This is a genomic window from Oryzibacillus soli (assembly GCF_051594765.1).
Taxonomy (GTDB): domain Bacteria; phylum Bacillota; class Bacilli; order Paenibacillales; family NBRC-103111; genus Paenibacillus_AR.
Window position 1 is genome coordinate 454,597 of sequence record NZ_JBPPGJ010000001.1, and the last position, 24,044, is coordinate 478,640.

Here is a 24,044-nt window from a genome sequence, read left to right on the forward strand (position 1 = left end):
TCGTCTATTTCGGCTCCACTTCATCCACCGTCAGGCGGAATTGCAGGTGGGTCATCGGCGTGCCGTCCGGATTCCGGAAGATCAGCCGCAGCCGAAGATCTTCTTCATCGCCGCGGGCGATAACCAAGAGGCGGTTGATCCCGCCCCGGAGCCGGAGGGCCAGGCCGTCGGCCTCCGTAAGTGCCGCGCCGTTCAGATAATACTCGCAGGACCCGTTGGTCTCGGCGGACAAATATCCTCTGGACACGCCCGGCGCCACGCCGCTCCCGGGATGCCCCAGCACATGGACGAAGCACGTCAGGAAAAAGACTCCGCCCCGGCTGTCCGCCAGGCGGATGTAACCGTCGCGCGGATGCTTCTCCTTCTTCTTCATCCAGCCGTAGAGCCCCTCGCCGAGATTGTTCAGCGAGAACTCCGGATCGGCGTAATAAGCCTTCATCCCTTCGTAGTCGATGTAGGGCGGACAGGGCAGCGCCATCATGGCCTCCACCGCGTAGTGGCCCGCCGCCTTCTCCGAGCGGAGAAGCACGTCCCGGAAGGCCGCGCCCAGATTCGCCAGGAGCCGAGTGTACAATCGGACGCTCTTCTCGTCCGATTCCACAGCCGCCAGCTGGCTCAGCACCACACGGCCTCGTCCCAGCGGCACCTCCGCCAGCATGGCTGCGGACGGCTGGGCCATCTCCCGCGCCAGCTCCACCAGAGCCCGCCGGCTGTATTCCGCCGTCTGCCGGTCCACGAAGTAATCTTTCCACGGCGTGCCCTCCACGGTTCGGCACAGCACCTCCGCCCCGGCCAAGTCCAGTCCGTGGTGAGCCAACGGCCGGTTGGTGACGTCCCTCGGGGACAAGTGAACCTTATCGAAGCCGAACAGGTCCACCGGACTGAAGCCTGCAACCGTTGGATGCGCTCCATCCGCTTCCAGATGGAACGATTCGTGTGCGCAGACCTCCACCGGCTGGTCCAACAGCCGGGACAGAGCCTCCGCATCGGATGGAGCCGCCGGCAGCAGAACGAGCCGTCCTCCCCGCTCCACGAATGCCTTCACCGCTGCGCAAGCCTCGGCCTGCCGGAGCACCGCTGGGGATGCCGCCAGCAGCGGGAAGCCCTCCAGCTCTTCGGCTGAGCCCACCGCGGTATGCTCCAGTCCGAGCTGGTCCAGGAACCTGCGTTCCGCGTCCTCCGCCCAGACGGCGGTCCGTACCGCAGGTGCGGGTGCAGCCCCGCCAACGTACTCCAGCAGGTTCCGCAGCAGCACGGCTGCCTGCGGCACCCGCCCGAAGTTGGCCGTCAGCTCCAGCTGGCAGGCCACCAGGAGCCCGGTGCCGTGGCGGTATTCGAGAAGCGGCGACCACAGATCCCCGCCATCGCCGAAGTCCCCCCTGCTGCATTCCAGCAGCAGGCGGAAATCCCCCTCCACCGGCTTGACGAAGCTCTGCCGGATGATGGGCTCCGGCCCCTCCTCCAGAACCCGGCCGCTCCAATACATGAAGTCCCTGTCGTTCAGCCCCTTCAGGACGGGATGGCTGTAGTGGCCCGCATGGGCCCGGATAAATTCCTGCTTCGTCAGCTCCAGCGTGCCGACGGACCAATCGAACTGCTCCAAGAGCAGCACCCGGCCGCCATGGAGAACGAACGCCCGGAGGGCCGCTTCCAGGCTGCCGTCCGCATCCTCCGCATAGCTGCCGACGACCAGCGCCTCCACCTTTGCCGTGCGGATCTCTTCCAAGGTTACGGGGATACAGCCCTCCAGCAGGCCGGCCCAATCGGCGCGCCCGCTGTCCACGCCATAGGATCCCATTCTGCAGCGAAGCGGAACCGGGCTTCTCTTGAGTCCAGCCGAACGAATCCGGTATTCCTGCTCCAGGGTATGCACCACCCGATCTTCATGGCGAAGCACGACGGTCAGCACGGCTGTCTCCGTGTCTCCGAAGGGGACCCCGGCCGGCTGCCATTCCACCTCCAGCCGCTTCCGCTCCGCAGGCTCCTGCCGCCACGTAAAGCGGCGCTCCAGCAGCTTCTGTGCCCCTTGGCGGACGTACACCTCGGCCTGGACCTCATGGCTGTCCAGCGTGTCGTTATAAACATCGAAGCTTCGGGTCACCGGCGCGTCATCGTAGAAGCTGTCGTTATATTCCGCCTGGATGACGGTCACGGGCTTAAAGGCCGGCGCCATGATCTCATAGGACGGATTCGGCGAATAAGCGGGATAGCACTCGGGCAGCAGGCCGTTGTGGAGCGTCAGCGAATACTTCGGGATCACCTTGGGCTTGGTCCCCGGCCCGCCCAGCTCCGTCCAGACCAGCGGGATATCCCGCTCCGGCATGCTGCGCATGAAGTAGTGGGCGAAGTTGAAGGTGGCGATCCCGGGCACATCGCAACGGCGGGCATACTCCACGAAGAGCCGCTCTTTCCAGGCGATGCCCTTCACGCATTCCTCCGGATTGGCGTACGCCTTCAAGCCCATGTACATGCTGCTGTTCTGCGGACAGACGTACCACCAGCCGCCATGCTCGCCGAACAGCAGCGGCACGCTCCGGTCCCATTGGTCGATGGTGCCGTCGATGTTGTAATGCCGGCTCTCCACCTCGGTCCCTTCCTTGCCCAGAAGCCGGTTGTCCCCCTCGACGATAATGGGCCGGGTCGGGTCCAGCTGCCGCATGGCCTCCATCATAGCGGGAATATGCTGCTTGTAGCCGTCCCGGCCGTCCACCCACCGCATCTCGTTCTGCAGGCTCCAGAGAATGACCGACGGATGGTTCCGGTCCCGACGGACCAGCCGCTTGGCATGCTCCATACACGCCTCCACAAAATGCGGATGGTCCGCCTGCATGGACTTGGTGGAGCCGTAGATGGCCGTCTCGTCCACCAGCAGCATCCCTTCCTCGTCGGCGATATCCAGATAGTACGAGGGGTGGGGCTCCGCATGGAGACGGATGCAGTTCACGCCGGATTCCCGGCACAGGCGGTACCAGCTGCGGACGTACTCCTCCGTCTGTTGGATCGCCCCTTGAAAATGCCAGGAATCCCCGCGAAGATGAACGGGAATGCCGTTCAGGACAAAGCGGGGCCCCTCGGTCCAGATCTCGCGGAACCCGAAGCGGGTCCGAAGAATATCTGTAGTGGCGTCCCCCTGCTGCAGCTCCAGGACCAAGCTGTACAGGTGCGGATGATCCGGGGACCACAGCACCGGATCGGCCCAATCCAGCTCGAACCGGACCGGGTGCAGTCCGCTTTCGGAGACGGGACCGGCCTGCTCCAGCTCCCGGAGACGGTCCTTCCGGGCCGTCAGCACCACTCCTCCAGACGGATCGCACACGCGAAGGATCAGACTCATCTGACGGGAGGACTCCGGAACGCCAGGCTGCAGAAGCAGCTCCGCTTCCACCTCCAACCGCCGTCGGCGGACCGAGGTGCGGACGGTCACATCGGCGATAGCGTCCATAGGCTCACACTCCAGCGCCACATCCTGCCATATTCCCCGGGCAATGGCCCCGAACCACGAGCCCACAAGCCCGGTGACCTTTTGCTGCCCCGAAGGGAGGGTGACCGTATCGAAGCTGCCGCAGACCACATGAAGCTCATGGTCCCCCGGCGCCGCCAGCCCCGTAATGTCCACCCGGAGCGGCAGATAGCCGTCCTCCCAGAGGGCGACCCGGGTTCGGTCTACGTATACCGCGGCTTTTTGCATCACGCCGTCCATTCGAAGATAGATGCGCCGGCCGGCCATCTCCTCCGGAACCCGGAACCGGGTGTGCAGCACCCCTGCCTCCGCCCGGTCCCATTCCTTCGGATAGCCGTACAGATCGAACGGGCGGAAGCCATGGGCCGGCACCTCACCGAAGGGAATGCCGCTGGCCGGCGTATAGCTGCTTCTCCAGCTGGAAGGCACCCGGACCTTTACATCCTCATATCGCAGCTCCGCCGGAAGCTCCCGGCGCTGCGGCTCCCCGTACAAGGGCATAAAATCCCATTCGCCGTTCAAGTCCAATCTTTGTCTCATCTCGTTCTCTCCCTCTCCGCCATCCCCGCCCCCTCCGCTTGAATCGCCAGCAGGCAGGGAATATCCAGCCAGATCTTCCGTTCCCCGGGAGCCTCCTCCCACAGGATAAAATGCGGCTCCATGAGCGACGGCCAGTCTCCCGGTGTATTCGCCGTCCGAAGTATGCCTTCGTAAGCGGGCTTCTCGACTACTTCAGGACGCTCCGAGTAGAAGAACAGCAGGTTCTCATGCATGCCGATCATCCCGTACTTGTTGCCGATGCCCGGCCTCTCCTCCTGGAGCTGATAATGGTAGAAAATATAGCTGGCCGCCTGCTCCGGCTTAAGCCTCGCCACTCTGGCGTAAGGCTCCTTGGGCCCCATACGGGACCAATCCGCAGCCTCTACCGGACGCTGGTAGTGGAAGATATCGATCAGAGGCACCCAACGTCGCTCCTCCTGGGTTCCAGGCCAGACCAATAGACTCGTCTCCAGCCCCTCCAGCAGCTCCGCCGGAGCCACCGGCTTCCCGGCCGCTTCATAATAGAGGAACAGCTGCTCCTCCCACTGGTGCAAGGATAAGATGGGCACCCCGGCTTCCGTCATCCGGGTTCGGATCGAGGGCTCGCGGTCCTTCAGGAACCGGAGCGCTTCAGCCGGGTTCCCGCAATGGGCCCTGTACAGATTCCGGACCATCTGCGCCACTCCTTCTGTTGTGACTTTCCCCTCTACCCTAGTCAATAAACCTCCCCCCGTCTATGAACAAAATTCTCGCATACGCCCGATTCTCCGGATGCGGCGCTCCGGGGATATAACCGAGAAAAATCCCCATCCCCCGGTTCAACAATCCAAGCTTGTTTCATAAGCTGGAACTATAGGGGTTGCCGCTGCCGGGACAGTCACCGTAAGCGGCGAAGGAGAGGACGTGGACCGATGCAAAGATGGTGGTGGAAAATCGAACGCTGGTGGTGGCGGACCAGGATCACGATACGCGGGGTGCTGTTCCCGCTGATCTGCATCCAGTTCGTCCGAACCTTGCTGTTCCCCAATCCGGTGGACGTATTCATCCTGTTCGTGCTGTTCTTGTTCTACCTGGGTTTCCTGTTGGATATGTACTAAAAAAAAAGAACGTTCCGTCCCCCAGCGGGAATCGGAACGTTCTTTTCCGTTCAGTGCGGCTTTCTTTATCTCGGAATAAACAGCGCTTTACCCTCTGCCAGCTCCTGCTCCGTCACCCGATTGTACAGGAGAATCTCCCTCGGGTTCAGGTTGTAGCGTCCGGCAATGGACTCCGCCGTGTCTTCCTTCTGCACGATGTAGACCCGGACGCGGCTGAACTTCTGATCCTCCGCCTCCGCTCTGACGAAGAGCCGCTTCCACTCCAGCGCATCCGTCCGGGGCGTCGGGGCCAAGTCCTGCTCCGCGGCAGCGGGAGCGGCCGTCGAACGGGATTCGCCGTTATGTATCAGCGACTTGAGATGATAGGACGGATCGTTGGACGGCTTGCTGCTGAAGGCGATCTTCAGCTCCTTCTTCTCTTCCTCCGCCGCGTGAGGCTCCGGCAGCACCTCGTGGACCTCGTCGGCTTGGGCCTCCGGAAGCTTCGCTTCGGGCTCTTCATTGATCTCATCCATATCATCGGGCTGGAAGTAGACCTCCGTCTCGCCTACCGGCTCCTCGGCGGCTTCCGATCGGACCGGCTGCTCTGCCACGGCCGCAGCAATCGGCTCCTCTTGGGCTGCCGGTTCCGGCTCCGCTTCCTCTTCGGCGGAACGCAGCTCGAGAAGAGCCTCGGGCTGAGCGGGCTCGGCAGCGGAAGGAGCGGATTCGGGCTCCTGCTCCACACTTCCCCGTCCGAACGTGGAGATGTCGCCGAATTGGGAGGCTTTGGCCACGATGACCGTTTCCTCTTCCTCCCTCCAGCTCTCGTCGGGTACCGGCAGCATCTCGATGCCGTGCAGGGTCAGCACGCCCGTCACGTTCAAGCTCCGGGGAGACAGCAGATCCACATCGAAATTGTCGATGTCCACCGATACCTGGTTCACGTCCTGAATCCGGTTCAGAGGCAGGGTGATCTCCACCGGGATCAGATGCTCCAGCGTTCTCTGCTCCCCGCCGGAGTCTCCGACGTAGGAGCCTGTCAGATACAGATTCCCCTTCAAATAAGCCTGCTCGCCTTCCGTATACACCGCAATGTGCGGAACGAGCTCGATCTCGTCCAATTCTTGGACCCCCACCGTATTGTCCGCCAAGTGTACGCGCTCATAGATATCGAACCGAAGTCCGGTTTGCCGTTCTGCCACACTTGTTCCTCCCTTCTTGAATAAGAGCATGCTTGTTCCATACAGGCCGTCTCTCTACTCAATATATGGGAGGTTGGGGGCTCACATGCCATTTTTTTGCTTAGGGGCGCGAACCCGACAGAAGCCGTTTCCAGCAATCGCGAAAATCCGCGGGCGGCTCAGCCTCCACCCGAATCCTCTCCCCGGTCCAGGGATGGGGGAATTCCAGGCTGGCCCCGTGCAGGGCTTGGCGGCCCAGCAGCCGGGTCGAGCCGCCATACAAGGCGTCTCCCACCAGGGGACAGCCCATATCGCTCATATGAACCCGGATCTGGTGGGTTCGTCCCGTTTCCAGCTGCAGCTCTACCAGTGTGGCCTCCGGGGCCGGCTCCAGCGTCCGGTACCGCGTCCGTGCCGGATCCCCGCCCGGCGACACCCGCCGCCGGTTCGGATGGGAACGGTCCTTGCCGATGGGCCGGTCCACCGTCCCCTCCGGCGGCCGCGGCTTTCCTTGGACCAGAGCCAGATAGGTCCGGGCGATAGCCTTCTCCCTCATGGCGGCGTCCAGGACGATGTGGGCGAACTCATTTTTGGCATAGAGCACCGGTCCGGTCGTATCCTCGTCCAGACGGTGGATGTGACGGATGCGGCATACCTGTCCCGTCGTCTCATAATAGGAAGCTACGGCTTGGGCCAGCGTACCGGTATGTCCTGGGTAGGCGGGATGCACTGGCATACCCGCGGGCTTCAGGACGGCCAGACAGAAGTCATCCTCGTAGAGCACCGCAAGCTCCGTCCACTCTCCCTGCACTTCAGCAACCTCTTCGGGGAACAGCTTCAGGCGCAGGCGCTTTCCTTCATACCGGACACCGCCGGTGCTTATAAGCCGGCCCAGCAGCTTCAAGGGAAACTGGAGCTCCTCCGTTAACAGCCGCTTCCACTCCGCCTCGTCCAAGGGCTCTCCCCGGGAAACCAGCTCCAGCCATTCGCCCCTTCGGACCACCGGGCGCAGCCGTTCCGTCCATATGTTCATCGGGATCTCACCGCCGACCAGACGATTCCGGCCAGCAGCACGGTGAACACCATTACCCAGGCGATCAGATCCGCCGGAAGCCCGAAAAACGTATATTTTCCCAACATGGCGCATACTCCTTTGCCGTACGTTCTCACGCTTATTTCCATATTGTACGCGAGGGTGGATGTATTATCAATGCGGGGTCTTTTATGATAGAATAGAGTTTAGTGTTTGAGATTAGAAGTGTTATTGAATCCGTATGGAGAGCAAGTATAGAGATAGGGAGAGTGCCGCAAGTGAATACGGCAATGGAGTTATGGGCTTCTACCGTGGACCAGGTTCGCGGGTGGAGCTGGCTGAAGAAATCATACGCGCTGTTGTTCGGTCTCGGCTTCCTGTTGTCGAGCTATTTGTTCTTGACGCCGATGGGAGAATCGACACGCGTCTGGATGGCGCAGACGGTTATCACCACCCAGCACCGGGAATGGGCCTGGATGTTCGTAGGCAAGGAGAAACGTGACCGGATGATCGCCCAGCTGCATCTGGACCGGGAACGGATGGGGACGGAGAAGCAGGATTTCAACCTCGTCAACTTGAGCAAGAAGAAGCGCTCCGCTGAAGAGCTGATCAAGGTAGAGGATATCTCGGATACCTATTGGAAAGGCAAGAAAATGTACGTCTACGACCCCCGCGCCATCCGTGTCGTCGTGCCGTCCAAGCCGGGTGAAGGCGAACGCATCACCTCCATGGTGGAACGGACCAGCGCCCTGGCGGGCATTAACGGCGGCGGCTTCGTGGATCCGGACGGGCTCGGCAACGGATTCGCCCCGATCGGCTTCATTATGTCCGGCGGCGAATTGCTGTATACGGACCAGGACGGCAGCATTCCCCAGCATGTGGTCGGCTTTACGAAGGAAGGCCTGCTCGTCGTGGGCAAGTATACCATCGACCAGCTGCAGGAGCTGGGCGTCTCGGAAGCCGTTATGTTCTACCCGCGGGTCATCGCCAACGGCAAGGGCTTGATCACCACCGGTGACGGCGGCTGGGGCCGCGGGCCCCGTACAGCCATCGGCCAGAAGGAGGACGGCACCGTCGTTATCATGGTTATCGACGGCCGCCAGACCCACAGCGTCGGTGCAACTCTCAAAGAAATTCAGGACCTGATGCTGGAGGAAGGCGTGGTGAACGCGGGCTTCCTGGACGGCGGGGCCTCCTCGGAGCTTGTCACTCAAGCCGACGGGCTGATCACGAAGCCCTCCAGCCGGTACGGCGAACGGCGCCTGCCCTCGGCGCTTCTGGTCTTCAGCGATCCTAACGATTACAAGGCCAACAATCCGTGGGACGGTGTGACGAAGATCGACCCGGGCGGCGCTTACGACCATCCGGACTTCCTGAAGGAGCAGGCGGACTTGAAGGCCAAGGGCCTGCTGAAGCCTTCGGTTTCGCCAACGTCCACTCCGTCTCCGTCCAAGACACCGGTACCGACGGAGCACAGCACGCCGGCGGACAGCGGGAAATCGTCCCCGGCTGCGGGATCCGCCTCTCCTACGCATTCGACGGTGCCCACACAGTCCCCTTCCGGCGGGGGAACCTCGTCGGCGCAGCCGAACGAATCGCCCAAGAACACCGTTACACCTACCGTCCAGCCTACCTCCCAGCCCGGCGCTTCTGCCGCCGGGCCGTCCGAGGCGGCGAAGCCCACTCCAACGCCGGCTTCCTCCGTTACCCCTCAAGGGCAAGCGGTACCGACTACGGCGGCGACACCCAAGCAGGGCGGATAATCACTACATAGGACCTTGACCAAATACAAAAGGCACCTCCATTGGGGGTGCCTTTTGTATTTGAGGCCGGGTGAACCCCGAGGGGCCCGGAAGGGGAGCAACCGATGCAGGACCGTGACCGGCGGTTCCATCTCCGTACCCGCATCAGCCCTGCGCGGCTTCCGCGTAATACCGGGCCAGCTCCTGAACCATGAAGCCCATCCGCTCCTCCTCCGGCACCACAACTCTGCCGACGCCTTCCTCCCGGAGCACCTCCGCCGTGTACTTCCCTACCGCCACTGCAACGGTGCGGCCGGCGAAGGCATCCAGCAGCTCCCGCTCCCGGCCGGTCTGCCTCGCATACGCGAAGGGGAACCGGACCTGGGCGCCGCTGGTAAACATGACGGCATCGATCTCCCCTTGGACGATCTCCCGGATGAGACGGTCCAGGTCCTCCGCCGCCGGGGGAATGTGCCGGTAAGGAAGAATCTCCCGGTACTCTGCGCCGTGGCGCTTCAGCATGCCGACCAGGGTCGGCGCCGGGTCACCGTGGAGCTGAAGGGCAACGCGTTGCCCCCCCAGACTGATACCCGCCTCTTCGAAGGCACGGACCAGACCGGCGGAGGTGCCGTCCGGATCCCGGACCTCCGGCTCCACCCCCAGCTTCTTCAAGGCGCCGATGGCCTTGTAGCCCCGGGCCGCCACGCGAGCGCTGCGAAGCTTGGAGAGGAAGTGCTCCTCCGCGCCGGATTGGCGGGCCATCTCCAGCATGGTCTCCAATCCCACTCCGGTGGTGAAGATGAACCAGTCCCAGTCAGCCCCAAGCAGCCAGACCAATTCCGACCGGGCCTCCGCATCATCCAGGAATACGGTTCCCTGGGCCGGCCGGGCCAAGGGAATGCCGCCCTGCTTCTCCAGCATCCGTCCCAGCTCCTCGGTCTTCCGGGGTCCCGTCACCGCAATTCGCTTGCCTTCCAGCCTCCCGCGCTCCATAAGCCGTTCCTCCTTACCGCTTGATCTCCATTAAGACGCCAAGCTTCCGCTTTTCTCTAATAATACGATAACATTGCCCGCTTCATCCACTTCCACCCGGTAGGCATCCACCGCTCCTTCATCCGGCGCCTGGACCTTGCCGTCATCGAGATTGATCTTCCAGTCATGCAGCGGACAGAACACATGATGATCGCACACGATGCCCTCGGACAGCTTGCCGTTCTTATGCGGACAGCGGTTCTCCACCGCGCGGAAGGCACCTCCGGTCAATTGGAACACCGCGATCTCCACCCCGTCTATCACCGCTGTCCGGGAACGCCGTTCGGTAAATTCGGACCTATGCCCGATAACCACCTTTTTCATCGTTGTTACCTCCTCGATATGGGTTCTTCCGTGGGATGCTCCTTAATGTCCCTCTTTCGCCGCAGCCGTCAGCTTAGCCGCATCGTCGAGCTCGCTTGTGCTCAGGGTCTCGAAGGTGGCGCGAAGCTCGTCGGTCTCGATGATTTCCTTCCACGGGTCCTTCGTCAGGCTCAAGGTCTTGTCGATCCGGTCCACCAGCGCCCTCCGGTCCTCTTCCTTCGCCAACGCCTCCTTGATGGACTCCAGACCGACCCGCTCCACCCAGGTGCTGGTCCGCTCGTTCCACTTGGCCTGCTCCCGGTAATATTGGAGGAAGGCTGCCGACCATTCCATGACCTCTTCCTCGGACTTCACCTTGGTCAGCAGATCACAGGCCCGGACATGGACCCCTCCATTGCCTCCCACATACAGCTCCCAACCACCGTCGATGGCCACAACGCCGAAGTCCTTAATGGTGGCCTCCGCGCAGTTTCTCGGACAGCCCGACACCGCCAGCTTCACCTTGGCGGGCGTATTCAGGCGCTCGAAGCGTCTCTCCAGCTCAATGCCCATCTGGATGGAGTCCTGGGTCCCGAACCGGCAAAAGGTGGAGCCGACACAGGTCTTCACCGTCCGCAGCGCTTTGCCGTAGGCGTAGCCGGAGGGCATATCGAGGTCGGCCCACATCTTGGGCAGATCCTCCTTCTTGACGCCGAGCAGATCGAGGCGCTGGCCGCCGGTGAACTTCACCATGGGCACCGCGTATTTTTCCGCGACCTCGGCAATGCGCTTCAGCTCCGCAGGGGACGTGACGCCGCCGTAGATTCGGGGAACGACGGAATAAGTGCCGTCCTTCTGAATATTGGCGTGATTGCGCTCGTTCACGAAGCGGGACTCCCGCTCCTCCTCATGCTCCTCGGGGAACATCATCCCCAAGTAATAGTTGAGCGCCGGACGGCACTTGGAGCAGCCCTCCTCGTTCTTCCAATGAAGGACGTTCATAACCTCCTTCGTGGTGGTCAGGTGCATCTCGCCGATCGCCCCCACGATCTCGTCGCGGGACAGCTCCGTGCAGCCGCAGATGCCCTCCTTCACTTGGGTGACGCCTTCGCTGCCCAAGGTCAGTGACAAGAGGTCCGCCACCAGGGGCTTACAGCCGCCGCAGGAGCCCGAAGCCTTGGTACAGGCTTTGATCTCGTTGACGCTGGTACAGCCTTTTTCCTGAATAGCCTTGACGATGGCCCCCTTTGAAACGCCGTTGCAGCCGCAGACGATCTCATCATCCGCCATAGCCGCCACCAGCTCGACACCGGACTTCGGCTGGCTTCCGCCGTCGCCCAGGAGCAGCGTCCGCTCCTTGCCCGTCACATCCTCCCCGCTCTTGATGAGCGAGAAGATCTTGGAGCTGTCGGAGGTGTCCCCGAACATGACCGAGCCCGCCACCTTGCCGTTCTTGATCACAACCTTCTTATATACCCCGGCAAAATCATCCTGCACCCTCACGGACCGGGTGTCCGGCTCATCGGTGAACTGTCCGGCGGAGAATACCTGTACCCCGGAAACCTTCAGCTTGGTCGAGAGAACGGAGCCTTGGTAGCCCCCAGTCTCCACACCGGCCAGCCGCTTCGCCAGTACATTGCCCTGCTCGTACAGCGGAGCCACCAGCCCATAGGCGATGCCGCGATGCTCGGCGCACTCTCCGACCGCATACACGTGGGGGATGCTGGTCTCCAGATAATCGTTCACCACGATGCCGCGGTTGACCTCGATGCCGCTGTTCTTCGCCAGGGCCACGTTGGGCCGGATGCCCACCGCCATCACCACCAGGTCCGTGTCAATCTCGCTGCCGTCGGTGAAGCGGACGCCTGTAACGCGCTTCTTGCCTTTGATCTGCTCCGTGTTCTTCTCCAGCAGGAACTTCATGCCCTGACGCTCCAGCTCGGCCTTCAGCATGGCGGAAGCGGTGGCGTCCAGCTGACGCTCCATCAGATACTTGAAGATGTGAACCACCGTCACATCCATATTCAAATTCAGAAGCCCTCTGGCCGCTTCGATCCCCAGCAGGCCCCCGCCGATCACCAGCGCCTTCTTATAGGTTTTGGAGGTCTCCATCATGGTTTCGCAGTCCTGGATATCCCGGAAGGCAATGACGCCTTCCTTATCGGCTCCCGGCAGTGGAAGCATAAAGGGCAGCGAGCCGGTGGCCAGGATCAATTCATCATAAGCGACCGTGGTTCCCTTGTCGGAGGTGACGGTCTTCGCCGCCGTATCGATCTTCGTGACCGTCTGCCCGGTATGAAGCGTGATGCCGTTGTCCTTGTACCAATCCCAATCGTTAATGACAATGTCCTTCATGTTCGCGTCTCCGGCCAACACCGAGGAGAGCAGAATCCGGTTGTAGTTAGGATGGGGCTCGCTTCCGAAGACAGTGATCTCAAACTGCTCCGCCGGTGCAAGCTTCAGGAGCTGCTCCAAGGCATAAACGCCTGCCATTCCATTGCCTACCAGCACTAATCTCTTCTTCATCTTCTCCACTCCTCAATCGGGTAATAAAACATAACATCTTCAATAGTGAAAAACGAGTGTCCCCCGGGATACTTGTGACCAAACGGTGATTTATTGTCATGTTATCTAACATGTAATGATTATAAGTAAAGATACCTTATTCCTGCGCAAATTTCAATAAGTTTTCAACTATTATTCGGCTATTTTTTTCTCATTACACCAATAAACGAATATTAAATATGCTTTTAGTTGTCATTGTTCGCTTTTGATAAATTTCAATTAATGCGATTCGTCGCCTCTTATAATGAACTCCTTCATTCTTCATCAGATTATGTTATATTACCTCCCAAATAAATTATCGCCGGCTGCCTCGACAAAAAAAACCGGGGGACGTCTCCTTCGAGACATCCCCCGGTCCAATCCATATATACGGGCAAGTACCGCCCCTAACCGATGGCAGCTGCCAATGCCTTGCCGTGCGCTTCGATCGTATAATCGATATCCTCGTCGCTGTGGGCCAAGGAAACGAACATCCCTTCGAACTGGGACGGCGCCAGGTTCACGCCCTGGTCCAGCATTGCCGCGAAATAGCGGTTGAACCGCTGCAGATCCGAGGTCTTCGCCGTCTCGTAATTGACGACGGCTTCGGCGGTGAAGAAGGGGCATACCATGGAGCCCACCCGGTTGATGACGGACGGAACGCCCAGCTTGGCCGCATTGGCCGCCAACCCGGCCTCCAGGCGGGCCCCTTTACGCTCCAGCTCGGCATAAGCCTCCGGCGTCATCCGCTTCAGCGTCTCATAGCCTGCCGTCATCGCCAGCGGGTTACCGGACAAGGTGCCCGCTTGATAGATGGGGCCCGCCGGAGCCATGCGCTCCATGATCTCCCGCTTGCCGCCATACGCGCCGACGGGAAGACCGCCGCCGATAACCTTGCCCATGCAGGTCAGATCCGGGGTGACGCCGTACAAGCCTTGGGCGCTGTGGTAGCCGACGCGGAAGCCGGTCATGACCTCGTCGAAGATGAGCACGGTGCCGTAACGGGCCGTGACATCCCGCAGTCCCTGGAGGAAGCCCTCCACCGGAGGCACCACGCCCATGTTGCCGGCGATGGGCTCCACGATGACGGCGGCGATCTCTTCCCCGTAATGCTCGAAGGCCAGCTTCACCGACTCCAGATCATTATAAGGAACCGCGATCGTGTTGGCGGCCACGCCCTTCGGGACCCCCGGGCTGTCCGGCAAGCCCAATGTGGCCACGCCGGAGCCCGCCTTGATCAGGAGGGAATCCGCATGCCCGTGGTAGCTGCCTTCGAACTTCAGGATCTTATCGCGCCCCGTGTAGCCGCGTGCCAGACGCAGCGCGCTCATGGTGGCCTCCGTTCCGCTGTTGACCATGCGGACAATCTCTACCGAGGGCATCCGCTCGCAGACGAGCTCCGCCATCCGGATCTCCAGCTCTGTCGGCGCACCGAAGCTGGTTCCCTTCTCCGCTGTCCGCTTCAAGGCCTCCACCACATCCGGATGAGCATGGCCCAGAATGAGCGGCCCCCACGAACAGATATAATCAATAAAGCTGTTTCCGTCGATATCATAGATGCGGGAGCCTGAAGCGCGCTCCACGAAGACCGGGGTCAGCCCTACGGATTTGTAGGCCCGCACCGGACTGTTAACTCCGCCCGGGATCACTTTTTTTGCCTGCTCGAATGCTTGTTTGGACCGAGTGTCCTTCCGTCCGTTGTCCATCCCATCTTCACCATCCGCTTCTGAAAATTTGGTTCCTGCCTGCCGATGTATATGGTAGAATAACTAACTATTAAGAAGAATTCTAAGAGAGGAACCGGTTTGCATGATTGAATTCCTGAAGAAAGTATCCCTGTTCAGCCGGCTGGGCCCGGATCAGCTTCAACTGATCTCCTCCATCAGCATGCGCAAATCATACTCCGCCTCCACCGTGCTGTTCCGGGAGAACGATCCCGGCTCCACCTTCTATATCGTGTACAGCGGCTCGGTCAAGGTGTTCACCAGCCATGGCGGCGACGAGAAGATTCTCACCGTGTTCCAGTCCGGCGACAGCTTCGGCGAGCTGTCTCTTATCGACGGCAAGCCCCGCTCCGCCTCGGCCCAGACGCTGGAGGACAGCCAGCTGATCTCCATCAGCGCACCGGCCTTCCACAATCTGCTTCGCACCAACTTCGAGCTGTGTCTGGACATCATGCGCGAGCTCTGCGAGCGTCTCCGCGAGACCAACCAGCATGTCCACGACCTGACGTTCCTCGACGCCAAGTCCCGGGTGATTAAGAATCTGATCCGGCTGGCCAACCGCCACGGCACCCGGCAGGGCACCTCCATCACCATCAAGGTGTCGCTGAACTACGACGAGCTGGCTCAGATGTCCGGCTGTCAGAAGCCGATCCTGATGGAGGTCATGCGGGACCTCCAAGGGCGCGGGATCGTCGTCGTGCTCCACAACGGCTTTCGCCTGGAGCTGTCCCGACTCCGCAGCTGAACTGCTCCCGGCCCTCCCCGTCCGCCACAGCCAAAAAGCCATTTCTCCGCAGCCCTTTCACAGGCTTGCGCAAGAGAGAAATGGCTTTTGCGTCGTTCTAGGCGTCCAGGCCCAGATCGCCGATTACCTGCTCCTCCCATACTTCCATCTCGGGAGTGAAGTAGGAGACGCGGGTTTTTTTGTACTCCTTGGTCGAATACAAGGTAATCCGGTCATGGATCCCCGTCTCATCCTCGATGGCCTGAAGGATGGATTCGCACTCGTCCATGGTCCGTCCGTGCACCATGGTGAAGATATTATACGGCCAGTCCTCATAGCTCGGCCGCAGATAACAGTGACTGACCGCCTTGAACTCCGCCATCTGGTAGCCCACCTCGTCGGTGCGTCCCTCCGGCACGATCCATACGCCCATGCCGTTGGCGGTATAGCCCGCTTTGCGGTGGTTCAGGACGGCGGAATAACGGCGCATCTGCTTCTTCTCCACGAAGCTTTTGGCGCCCTCCAAGAGCGCCTGCACGGTGACGCCGGCATTCACCGCCCATTGGTCGAAGGGTCGGGCCGTTACCGGCAGATCCTTCTGCAGCTCGCGGATCATGCGGATGTCCTGCTCGGTCACGACACGGGAGGCATTCTTGCGATCCTCCTCGCGGTATTGGGGAGCGGCCTTGGTCTTGGTCAGGTCCTGCTTGCCGGACATGTCCAGATTGACGCCGATCTTGAAGAGCTTCAGAGTCGGCAGAAGCCGGATGGCCTCCACGCCGGCCAGCTTGCCCAAGAGGTCGGTGGTCCGCTCCAGTCCCAGACGGGAATTCGGCGGAACGGCCAGGGTGAACCAGAGGTTGAAGTCATGGTTCCGCTTGTAGTTGTGGGTGACGCCGGGATGGCGGTTGATGATCTCGGCCGCTTCATCCAGCCGTTCCGGGGCGACGCGTGCCGCCACCAGACTGGAGGAATACCCCAGGGTCCGCGTATCAAAGATGGCGGAGATCTGACGGATCTTATCGTTCTTCATGGCCTCCACGCGGGCCATCACTTCATCTTCGCTTAAGCTCACCTTCTCGGCGATGGCCAGATAAGGACGCTCCACCAGGTCGATGCCTTCCTGGAGAATCGTCAGAATGGCGGCGTCTTTTTCGTCAATCGTCTTGACAGACATGCATGTCCCCTCCTTCTCGTTCTACTCGGTGTCTCTCAGCCAACGGGCAACGTCCTTGGCAAAATACGTCAGGATGATGTCGGCTCCCGCCCGCTTCATCCCGGTCAGCATCTCCAGGACAATGGACTTCTCATTGATCCAGCCGTTGGCAGCCGCCGCCTTCACCATGGAATACTCGGCGCTGACGTTATATGCGACGACCGGCAGGTCAAAGTGCTCCTTCAAGGTCCGGATGATGTCCATGTAAGCCAATGCCGGCTTCACCATCAGGAAATCTGCGCCTTCGATCACATCGGCCTCGGCTTCCCTCAGCGCTTCGCGGGCGTTGGCCGGGTCCATCTGGTAGGTCCGGCGGTCGCCGAACTGAGGCGCGGAGTGGGCCGCATCGCGGAATGGGCCGTAGAAGGCGGAGGCATACTTGACCGAGTAGGACATGATCGGCACATGGGTATAACCCGCCTCATCCAGGGCGGTGCGGATGGCGTGGACGAAGCCGTCCATCATGTTGGACGGAGCGATGATGTCTGCGCCGGCTCTTGCCTGGGACACGGCGGTCTCGGCCAGAAGCTCCAGGCTCTCGTCGTTGGCGACCTCCGCCTGCTGCAGCGCGTCGTTGAACTTCACCACGCCGCAGTGGCCGTGGCTCGTGAATTGGCACAGGCAGGTATCGGCGATGACCAGCAGCTGCGGGTACCGCTTCTTGATATGGCGGGTGGCCTCCTGCACGATGCCATGGTCATGGCAGGCGCTGGTGCCGGTTTCGTCCTTATGCTCGGGCACGCCGAACAAGAGAACGCCCTGGATGCCCAGCTTGACGATCTCATCCAGCTCGGCGTCCAGAAGGTCCAGCGACAGATGGAAAACGCCGGGCATGGACGGAATTTCGTGCTTGATGCCGGTTCCGGGTACTGCGAATAAGGGATAGATCAGGTCGTGTACGGTCAGCTGTGTTTCGCGGACCAGATTGCGGACGGCGGCGCTGCCGCGCAGCCTCCGGTTGCGGATTACGGGAAAACCCATGGGAAGTAACCCCTCTCGTCAGTTCAATATCGGATCAGCGCCGCCGGGCCGCATGCTATCCCGGCTTTCGCCGACTTAAGCTTATCGGGGCAGCCCGTTCAGAGCCTGCACCAGGGAATCGATGGTCGCTTCCGCCGACATCCGGTCTACGGTGAGCCCGTTCTTCTCGGCGGTCTCCGCTGTCAGCGGTCCGATGCAGACCACCGTGGTCTGGTTCAGCAGTACGGCAGGGTCTTCCACACCGTGCTGCTTCAGCACCTCGATCAGATTCGTCACGGTGGAGGAGCTGGTGAACGTGGTGATGTGCACCTCGCCGTTCTTCAGCATCTCCACCACCTCGTCCGCCAGATCGTCGCCGACGACGCTCTCGTAGACGTCCACTTCCGTAACGTCCAGCCCCAGCTCCTTCAGCTTGACGGGGAGGTAGTCCCGGGCGATGTCCGCACGGGGAAGCAGCGCCTTCTGGCCGGGGACCAGCTCAGGCAGAATGGCTTCCAAGAGCCCTTCGCCTTGGAACTTCACCGGCAGACGCTCGGAGACGATGCCCCGCTCGGCCAAGAGCTCCGCCGTCTTCGGACCGACGGAGGCCACCTTGGCCTTCCACATCCGGCGGACGTCCACCTGGAGCTGCTTCAGCCGTTCGAAGAAGAAGTGGACGCCGTTGGGGCTGGTGAACAGCACCCAGTCAAAGTCCTCCAGCCGGTTCAGCGCTGCATCCAGCTCCGCCAATACGGCCGGCTGCTCCGGCTGCCGCAGGCGGATGACCGGGAACTCGACGGCTTCGCCGCCCAGGTCGTCGATCCGGTCCGCCAGCTCGCTGGCTTGGCTGCGGGCCCGGGTGACGAGCACCCGCTTGCCGAACAGCGGCTTCTTCTCGTACCAGGCCAGGGTCTCGCGCAGCTTGACCACTTCGCCCACGATGATGATGGCCGGCGACTGGAAGTTGGCCTCGCGCACCTGCTCGACGATGGTGGACAAGGTCCCGACCAGCGTCTCCTGCTCCACCCGTGTGCCCCAGCGGATCAATGCCACCGGAGTGTCCGGGGACCGCCCGTGGGCCACCAGCTGATCCCGGATATAGGCCAGGTTGCTGACCCCCATCAGGAAGATGCTGGTGCCGGTGGCAGTGGCCAGCTTGCTCCAGTCATGGCTGGACTCCGTCTTGGCGGGATCCTCGTGGCCGGTGATGATGGCCAATGAGGAGGTGTAGTCCCGGTGGGTCACCGGGATGCCTGCGTAAGCAGGTACCGAGATGGCGGAGGTGATGCCCGGCACGATCTCGAAGGGCACTCCGTTCTCCGCCAGCAGCTCGGCCTCCTCCCCCACGCGCCCGAAGATGCTGGGGTCGCCGCCCTTCAGACGGGCGACGGTCTTGCCCGCCAGCGCCAGATCCACCAGCAGCTGGTTGATCTCCTCCTGCTGAAGCGTGTGGCGGTCGGGCAGCTTGCCGACGTAGATTTTCTCGGCTCCCGGCTTCATGTGCTTCAGGAGACGGGGGCTGGCCAGCCGGTCATAGACCACGGCGTCGGCCCGTGCGATGCATTCCATGCCCTTGACCGTAATCAGCTTCGGATCTCCCGGTCCTGCGCCGATCAGATAAACCGTCCCCTTCTTCCCGGACGGCTGCATTGCTTCACTCATGTGCGACACTCCTATCCTGAAATAACGCCGCCCCTTATGGAGAAGCGTTATGGAAGCCCCCTATTGGCGCCAGCCAACAAGAGGCTCATCCTCGTATGTATTCCTCGGCTGCGCCGGATCAGTGGTTTGCCTGCCGGACCTGCGCCAAGATCCGGTCGGCCCCCCGATCGATCAACCGTTGGGCCAACTCCCGTCCCACAGCGGCCGGGTCTGTCCCGGCCAAGGTCTCTTTCAACAGAACGTCGCCTTCGGGCGAGCCGACCATACCGGTAAGCGTCACGACGCGGGGGCCGTCCCCTGCCGGTCCCACGGTGGCATAAGCCCCGATGGGCACCTGGCACCCCCCCTGCAGCGTATCCAGGTAACTCCGCTCCGCCGTCGTGGCGAGAGCGGTTTCCTCATGCTGCAGATGGGAGAGCAGCCCCAGGATGAAGCCGTCGTTCTCCCGGCATTCGATAGCCAGAGCCCCTTGACCGACGGCAGGCAGGCACACATCCGGCGGCAGGTACGCGCTGATGCGGTCCTGCCAGCCCATCCGGTGCAGCCCGGCGGCGGCCAGCATGATAGCGTCGAAGCCCTCCGTCGTCAGCTTCTTGATGCGGGAGTCGATGTTGCCCCGGATCGTCTCTACCGTCAGGTCCGGCCGGGCCGCCTTCAGCTGCGACGAGCGCCGCAGGCTGGAGGTGCCGAGCCGCCCCCCTTGGGGAATGGCGTCAAGTCCTTGTCCGTTCCTCGTAATGAGCACATCCCGGGGATCCTCCCGCTCCGGCACGGCGCCGATGACGAGGCCCTCCGGCAGCTCCGCCGGCATATCCTTCATGCTGTGGACGGCCAAGTCAATCTCCCCGTCCAGAAGAGCCTGCTCGATCTCCTTCACGAACAAGCCTTTGCCGCCGACCTTGGACAAGGTCACGTCCAGAATGCGGTCGCCCTTCGTCACGATTCTGCGGATTTCAAATTCGCACTCCAGCCCCAAGCGGACGCTGATCTCCTTCAACCGGTCGATCATATGCCCTGTTTGGGTCAGAGCCAATGCGCTTTGCCTTGAGCCTACGACGATTCTCTGCATGCGTCTCCTCCGAATGGTCCGACCATGTGGGTTCCGGGCTGAGCCAAGCATTCCATCACTTGGCTTCTCCAGCCTTCGAACTGGCCCCTTCGGATTTTGTCCAGCAAATCCTCCTGCAGCACCGCCCGAAACCACTCTTGCCTCATCTTTGTATCCTTAACCAAATCTTGGACTTTCAAACGAAACTCGCTTAGGAAGTCCAAGTATATCTCGTATTCCTGCCCGAAGGAGGTCTCGATCTGCCTCCGGATGGCCGCCGCCACCGAGGGGCTGGCTCCTTGGGTCGATACGGCGATGACGAGCTTCCCGCGGCGCACCACCGACGGCACGATGAAATCTCCGCGCTCGGGATGCTCCGCCATGTTAATCAGCCGGTTGGCCCGGGCCGCCGCCCGGCAGACCTCGTCGTTGACCGGGGTGGAATCCGTCGCGGCCACCACAAGGTACATGCCGTCCTGGTCCGACGGCTCATACGGGCGTTCCTCCGCCTCGATCCGCCCTTCGCGCACCCAAGCCCAGATCGGCTCCGTCAGCCGGGGGCTGACCACCTTGACCTTGGCCTTCGCATCCAGAAGCGATGCGATGCGCCTCTCCGCCACGGGGCCGCCGCCGACCACGAGACAGCTTTTGTCCTGAACCTTCAAGAGTATCGGGAAATATCCTTCCAACGGGACTCACATCCAGATCCATTGATGAAATGCCGAAAGCGAATTGGACAGAATAAAATTCACCAGCACCACGGCAAAAGCGGCCAGGTTCCATATAGCCAGTTTGTGCCCCGGAGCGCGGGAAGTCAAGTGAAGCACGATATAACCGGTGTAAACCGCCAGAATAATGAGCGAATTCAGCACCTTCAGATCCGTCAAGTAGACGGTTTCACCCGACAGCACGAGCCAGACGATGCCCAGCGCCAACGCCAATAGCAGCATGGGAGCCGCAACGATCACCGTCCGGTAGGCATATCCGTCCAGCTTCTCCAGACTGGGCAGACGCTTCATGGATTCGGTCCAATGCTTCTCCTTCAACTGCCGGTGCAGGAACAGGTAGAGGCCGGATAAGACGGCGGCCACCACGAAGAGGGCGTAGCTTGCGATAGACAGCGAGATATGGATGAACAGGAGCTCGTCGGACATGTTCCATACCGGATTCACCGGGATCATATCCGCCCGGCTGAAGACCTGAAGCGACAGGGCAGCGAAGCCGAATACGTTCACGAAGAACACCAGCATCTGAATCCGGATGAACCGGTTGATGGCCAGGGTCAGGGTGACGAGTACCCAGGAAAATAAAAAAAACGTCTCCGCCATCGTGAAACTTTGCACGAATTTATGTACGTAGATATGGGCAGAAGCGTAGGCCGACTGGAGCACCCAGACGAAGAGCAGCAGCCATTCGCCGATCCGGGACGCCCCCCGCTTCTTGCCGAACAGATCGGAGAAATAAAAGAGCAGGCTTAGCGCATATAAATAGACAATCGCATCGAATAAAAGACTGTATGTCATCCTCTCCCACCTCCCGGGCGCATGGGAGCCCTGTATGCGACTTTCCCGTGGATTTAGAAAAAGGCGGGATTCGCTATCACGAACCCGCCAGCCATTCCGCCGCGTTGAAGCTTATGGCGCCTTGCCGTTCCGGTGCGGCAGCCGTCGAAGCCGCAGCCTGCTGGACCCGCTCCAGCCATTTGGATTCCTGCTCCTGCTCCAGCAGAATCTCCTCCAAGGCGAACAGCTCCGTGAACATGGAGAGTGCCTGGTCTCCATGCTTGCCTCCCGCCAGATCCTTGACGCGAAGGATCGGATCCCGCATCATCTGGTTGACGATGCTCTTGGCCAGCTTGCGGATCACCTTCTGCTGCCTCTCGTCCAAGTCCGGAAGCTTCTTCATCATGCTGTCCATCGTTTCCTCATAGATCCGGTTGGACTTCTCCTGCAGGGCCCGGATGACCGGAGTGACCCCCAAGGTCTTCAGCCACTGCTCGAACACCTGGATCTCCTCTTGAATGAGCCCTTCGATCTCCTCCGCCACATGGCGGCGCTCGGCCAGATTGGCTTCCACAATGGACTCCAGATCATCGATATCGTACAAAAAGACGTTGGACAGCTCGCCGATCCCGGGATCCAGATCCCGCGGCACGGCAATGTCCACCATGAAGAGCGGACGTCCGCCCTTGCGCCCCTGCAGGGCTAAGCGGACCTGATCCCGCGTCAATACCAGCTCCTGAGAGCCGGTGGAGCTGATCACGATATCCGCCTCGGCCAGCGCCTCAGACAGGCGCTCGAAGGGATACGCCGTTCCGCGGAACTTCTCCGCCATCTCGATGGCCCGGCCGTGGGTCCGGTTCACTACCATAATCCGGCTTGCGCCTCCCGCATGGAGATGCTTGGCAGTCAGCTCGCTCATTTTGCCTGCGCCGATCAGGAGCACGCTCTTATCGCGGAAGCTGCCGAAGATCCGCTTACCCAGCTCTACGGCGGCATAACTGACCGATACCGGATTCTCGCCGATGCCGGTCTCCGAATGGGCGCGCTTCGCCAAGGTCACAGCCATCTTGAACAGATTGTTGAACAGCGTTCCCGTCGCTCCGCGGCTCTGAGCCAGCAGGAAGGCATCCCGGATCTGCCCCAGAATCTGAGTCTCGCCCAGCACCATGGAGTCCAAACCGCTGGTGACGCGGAATAGATGCTCCACGGCCTTTCTCTCTTCATGCACATATAGATATGGCTCGAACTGGTCCCGGCCGATGCCAAACCAGTGCTCCAGGAATCCCTTGACGAAATGTCCGTTCTTATATTTGCGGTCGAGAACCGCGTAAACCTCCGTACGGTTGCAGGTACCCACGATGACACATTCCAGCACGCTCTTGGTATCCTTCAGGAAAGCCAATGCCTCCGGCAGCCGGTCGGACGAGAAGGTGAATTTCTCCCGGATTTCGACAGGAGCTGTACGATGGTTAAGTCCTACCGCCAAAATATGCATGTGATTGTCACCCGCTTCCCGTTTTAAAGTGATTAATGTCATTTCACATTATAGCATACTTTTTTAGAATGATTCTCGTGAAAAGTTTGAACAAATTTTGAACGAGCATAGTATTCCCCAGCTTTTCCTTTTCTAGCCTGTACAACCTGTGCCGGAACTCGCCCGCTCCGCTTATTTCAGCTTCTTCAGGATCAGAGCTGCCAGCTCCCCGTCTTCTTGTACTAGACGCGATCTTGCTCCTTCCCGGATGCTTCCCCCGTCCATGAGCTTCGCGTACGTCTCCGCCATGCTCCGGAAGCGCTGCGCCGTCTCCTTCAACAGCTCCGACTCCTCCTGCCGCAGCGTGCGGTCTCCGCCTACTTGAACCCTCATGATCCACTGAAGAAGGGCATTTACCGATTCCAGCCGGGGCAGGTCACGGTTCCCGACGGCCTGGGACAGACGGTCATGCACGAAGCCGACGGCATAAGCCGACTGCTTCCACTCGTTCAGCTGCCCCACGGACTTGAGCTGCGCTGCGTCCCCCAGCGTGCTACCCAGAAGCTCCATCTGGAAGTCCGCCACCTGATACAGCAGCTCCAGCGTATCCTCCTGCTCCGCCCGGGTCCGGTGCCAATCCGCCAGCTGCCACAAGGGCAGGATCAGCATCATACAAGCCACGACGATGACCGCCGCGGCCGCCCCCCATCTTCCCGATCTCCGCATACCCGCTATCCCCTTCCATCCGCAATGCCGATGTCGTCTTGTACCATTGTATGGACGGGGGGCGAAACAAATAACCATGGATCGCTCCATGGCT

At 60.9% G+C, this 24,044-nt stretch carries 19 protein-coding genes; 3 read left to right on the forward strand and 16 right to left on the reverse strand.

Annotated features, from left to right (window positions below; all coding sequences use genetic code 11):
• Positions 1 to 4: 4 nt before the first annotated feature.
• On the reverse strand, positions 5 to 4,000 hold the full coding sequence (locus tag ACSEXW_RS01665; RefSeq protein ID WP_438444342.1) for a glycoside hydrolase family 2 protein: 3,996 nt from the start codon (positions 3,998 to 4,000) through the stop codon (positions 5 to 7).
• On the reverse strand, positions 3,997 to 4,674 hold the full coding sequence (locus ACSEXW_RS01670) for a hypothetical protein (RefSeq protein WP_438444343.1): 678 nt from the start codon (positions 4,672 to 4,674) through the stop codon (positions 3,997 to 3,999). Before ACSEXW_RS01670 ends, ACSEXW_RS01665 begins: the two co-directional genes overlap by 4 nt.
• Before the next feature lie 237 nt (positions 4,675 to 4,911).
• Between ACSEXW_RS01670 and ACSEXW_RS01675 the strand changes: the two genes are divergently transcribed.
• Positions 4,912 to 5,097, forward strand: coding sequence for a YszA family small membrane protein (locus tag ACSEXW_RS01675; protein ID WP_438444344.1), 186 nt, complete (start codon positions 4,912 to 4,914; stop codon positions 5,095 to 5,097).
• A gap of 65 nt (positions 5,098 to 5,162) precedes the next feature.
• On the opposite strand, the gene ACSEXW_RS01680 is transcribed toward ACSEXW_RS01675, so the two are convergent.
• On the reverse strand, positions 5,163 to 6,281 hold the full coding sequence (locus ACSEXW_RS01680) for a LysM peptidoglycan-binding domain-containing protein (RefSeq protein ID WP_438444345.1): 1,119 nt from the start codon (positions 6,279 to 6,281) through the stop codon (positions 5,163 to 5,165).
• Positions 6,282 to 6,381: 100 nt separating this feature from the next.
• The gene (locus tag ACSEXW_RS01685; RefSeq protein ID WP_438444346.1) at positions 6,382 to 7,293 is read right to left on the reverse strand and encodes an RluA family pseudouridine synthase; all 912 of its coding nucleotides are present in this window, start codon (positions 7,291 to 7,293) and stop codon (positions 6,382 to 6,384) included.
• A gap of 278 nt (positions 7,294 to 7,571) precedes the next feature.
• Between ACSEXW_RS01685 and ACSEXW_RS01690 the strand changes: the two genes are divergently transcribed.
• The gene (locus ACSEXW_RS01690; RefSeq protein WP_438444347.1) at positions 7,572 to 9,056 is read left to right on the forward strand and encodes a phosphodiester glycosidase family protein; all 1,485 of its coding nucleotides are present in this window, start codon (positions 7,572 to 7,574) and stop codon (positions 9,054 to 9,056) included.
• Positions 9,057 to 9,200: 144 nt separating this feature from the next.
• Here ACSEXW_RS01690 and ACSEXW_RS01695 read toward each other — a convergent pair whose 3' ends face one another.
• From ACSEXW_RS01695 to hemL, 4 genes are all read right to left on the reverse strand, one after another.
• Positions 9,201 to 10,028 carry a uroporphyrinogen-III synthase gene (locus ACSEXW_RS01695; RefSeq protein WP_438444348.1) on the reverse strand — a complete coding sequence of 276 codons (828 nt, stop codon included), beginning with the start codon at positions 10,026 to 10,028 and terminating at the stop codon, positions 9,201 to 9,203.
• A 30-nt stretch (positions 10,029 to 10,058) separates the two neighbouring features.
• Complete coding sequence (gene nirD, locus ACSEXW_RS01700; protein ID WP_438444349.1) at positions 10,059 to 10,391, reverse strand: nitrite reductase small subunit NirD; 333 nt, start codon at positions 10,389 to 10,391, stop codon at positions 10,059 to 10,061.
• Between the two features lie 42 nt (positions 10,392 to 10,433).
• Positions 10,434 to 12,896 carry a nitrite reductase large subunit NirB gene (gene nirB, locus ACSEXW_RS01705; RefSeq protein ID WP_438444350.1) on the reverse strand — a complete coding sequence of 821 codons (2,463 nt, stop codon included), beginning with the start codon at positions 12,894 to 12,896 and terminating at the stop codon, positions 10,434 to 10,436.
• A 425-nt stretch (positions 12,897 to 13,321) separates the two neighbouring features.
• Positions 13,322 to 14,620, reverse strand: a complete 1,299-nt coding sequence (gene hemL / locus ACSEXW_RS01710; RefSeq protein ID WP_438444351.1) for a glutamate-1-semialdehyde 2,1-aminomutase — start codon at positions 14,618 to 14,620, stop codon at positions 13,322 to 13,324.
• A 103-nt stretch (positions 14,621 to 14,723) separates the two neighbouring features.
• On the opposite strand from hemL, the gene ACSEXW_RS01715 reads away from it, so the two are divergent.
• A complete protein-coding gene (locus ACSEXW_RS01715; protein WP_438444352.1) occupies positions 14,724 to 15,383 on the forward strand; it encodes a Crp/Fnr family transcriptional regulator in 660 nt (219 codons plus the stop codon).
• Between the two features lie 97 nt (positions 15,384 to 15,480).
• Here the strand turns inward: ACSEXW_RS01715 and ahbA are convergent, their stop codons facing one another.
• The 8 genes from ahbA to ACSEXW_RS01755 form a co-directional block, all read right to left on the reverse strand.
• On the reverse strand, positions 15,481 to 16,539 hold the full coding sequence (gene ahbA, locus ACSEXW_RS01720; protein ID WP_438444353.1) for a siroheme decarboxylase subunit alpha: 1,059 nt from the start codon (positions 16,537 to 16,539) through the stop codon (positions 15,481 to 15,483).
• Positions 16,540 to 16,560: 21 nt separating this feature from the next.
• The gene (gene hemB / locus ACSEXW_RS01725) at positions 16,561 to 17,559 is read right to left on the reverse strand and encodes a porphobilinogen synthase (protein WP_438444354.1); all 999 of its coding nucleotides are present in this window, start codon (positions 17,557 to 17,559) and stop codon (positions 16,561 to 16,563) included.
• A gap of 81 nt (positions 17,560 to 17,640) precedes the next feature.
• The gene (gene cobA / locus ACSEXW_RS01730) at positions 17,641 to 19,200 is read right to left on the reverse strand and encodes a uroporphyrinogen-III C-methyltransferase (RefSeq protein ID WP_438444355.1); all 1,560 of its coding nucleotides are present in this window, start codon (positions 19,198 to 19,200) and stop codon (positions 17,641 to 17,643) included.
• Between the two features lie 118 nt (positions 19,201 to 19,318).
• A complete protein-coding gene (gene hemC, locus ACSEXW_RS01735) occupies positions 19,319 to 20,269 on the reverse strand; it encodes a hydroxymethylbilane synthase (protein ID WP_438444356.1) in 951 nt (316 codons plus the stop codon).
• Positions 20,251 to 20,937 carry a precorrin-2 dehydrogenase/sirohydrochlorin ferrochelatase family protein gene (locus tag ACSEXW_RS01740; protein WP_438444357.1) on the reverse strand — a complete coding sequence of 229 codons (687 nt, stop codon included), beginning with the start codon at positions 20,935 to 20,937 and terminating at the stop codon, positions 20,251 to 20,253. The genes hemC and ACSEXW_RS01740 overlap by 19 nt, the downstream gene beginning before the upstream one ends.
• 6 nt (positions 20,938 to 20,943) lie before the next feature.
• On the reverse strand, positions 20,944 to 21,771 hold the full coding sequence (locus tag ACSEXW_RS01745) for a cytochrome C assembly family protein (protein ID WP_438444358.1): 828 nt from the start codon (positions 21,769 to 21,771) through the stop codon (positions 20,944 to 20,946).
• A 76-nt stretch (positions 21,772 to 21,847) separates the two neighbouring features.
• Positions 21,848 to 23,245: a glutamyl-tRNA reductase gene (gene hemA, locus ACSEXW_RS01750; RefSeq protein ID WP_438444359.1), complete on the reverse strand. Its 1,398-nt coding sequence runs from the start codon at positions 23,243 to 23,245 to the stop codon at positions 21,848 to 21,850.
• 171 nt (positions 23,246 to 23,416) lie between these two features.
• Positions 23,417 to 23,950: a hypothetical protein gene (locus ACSEXW_RS01755; protein ID WP_438444360.1), complete on the reverse strand. Its 534-nt coding sequence runs from the start codon at positions 23,948 to 23,950 to the stop codon at positions 23,417 to 23,419.
• Positions 23,951 to 24,044 lie beyond the last annotated feature (94 nt).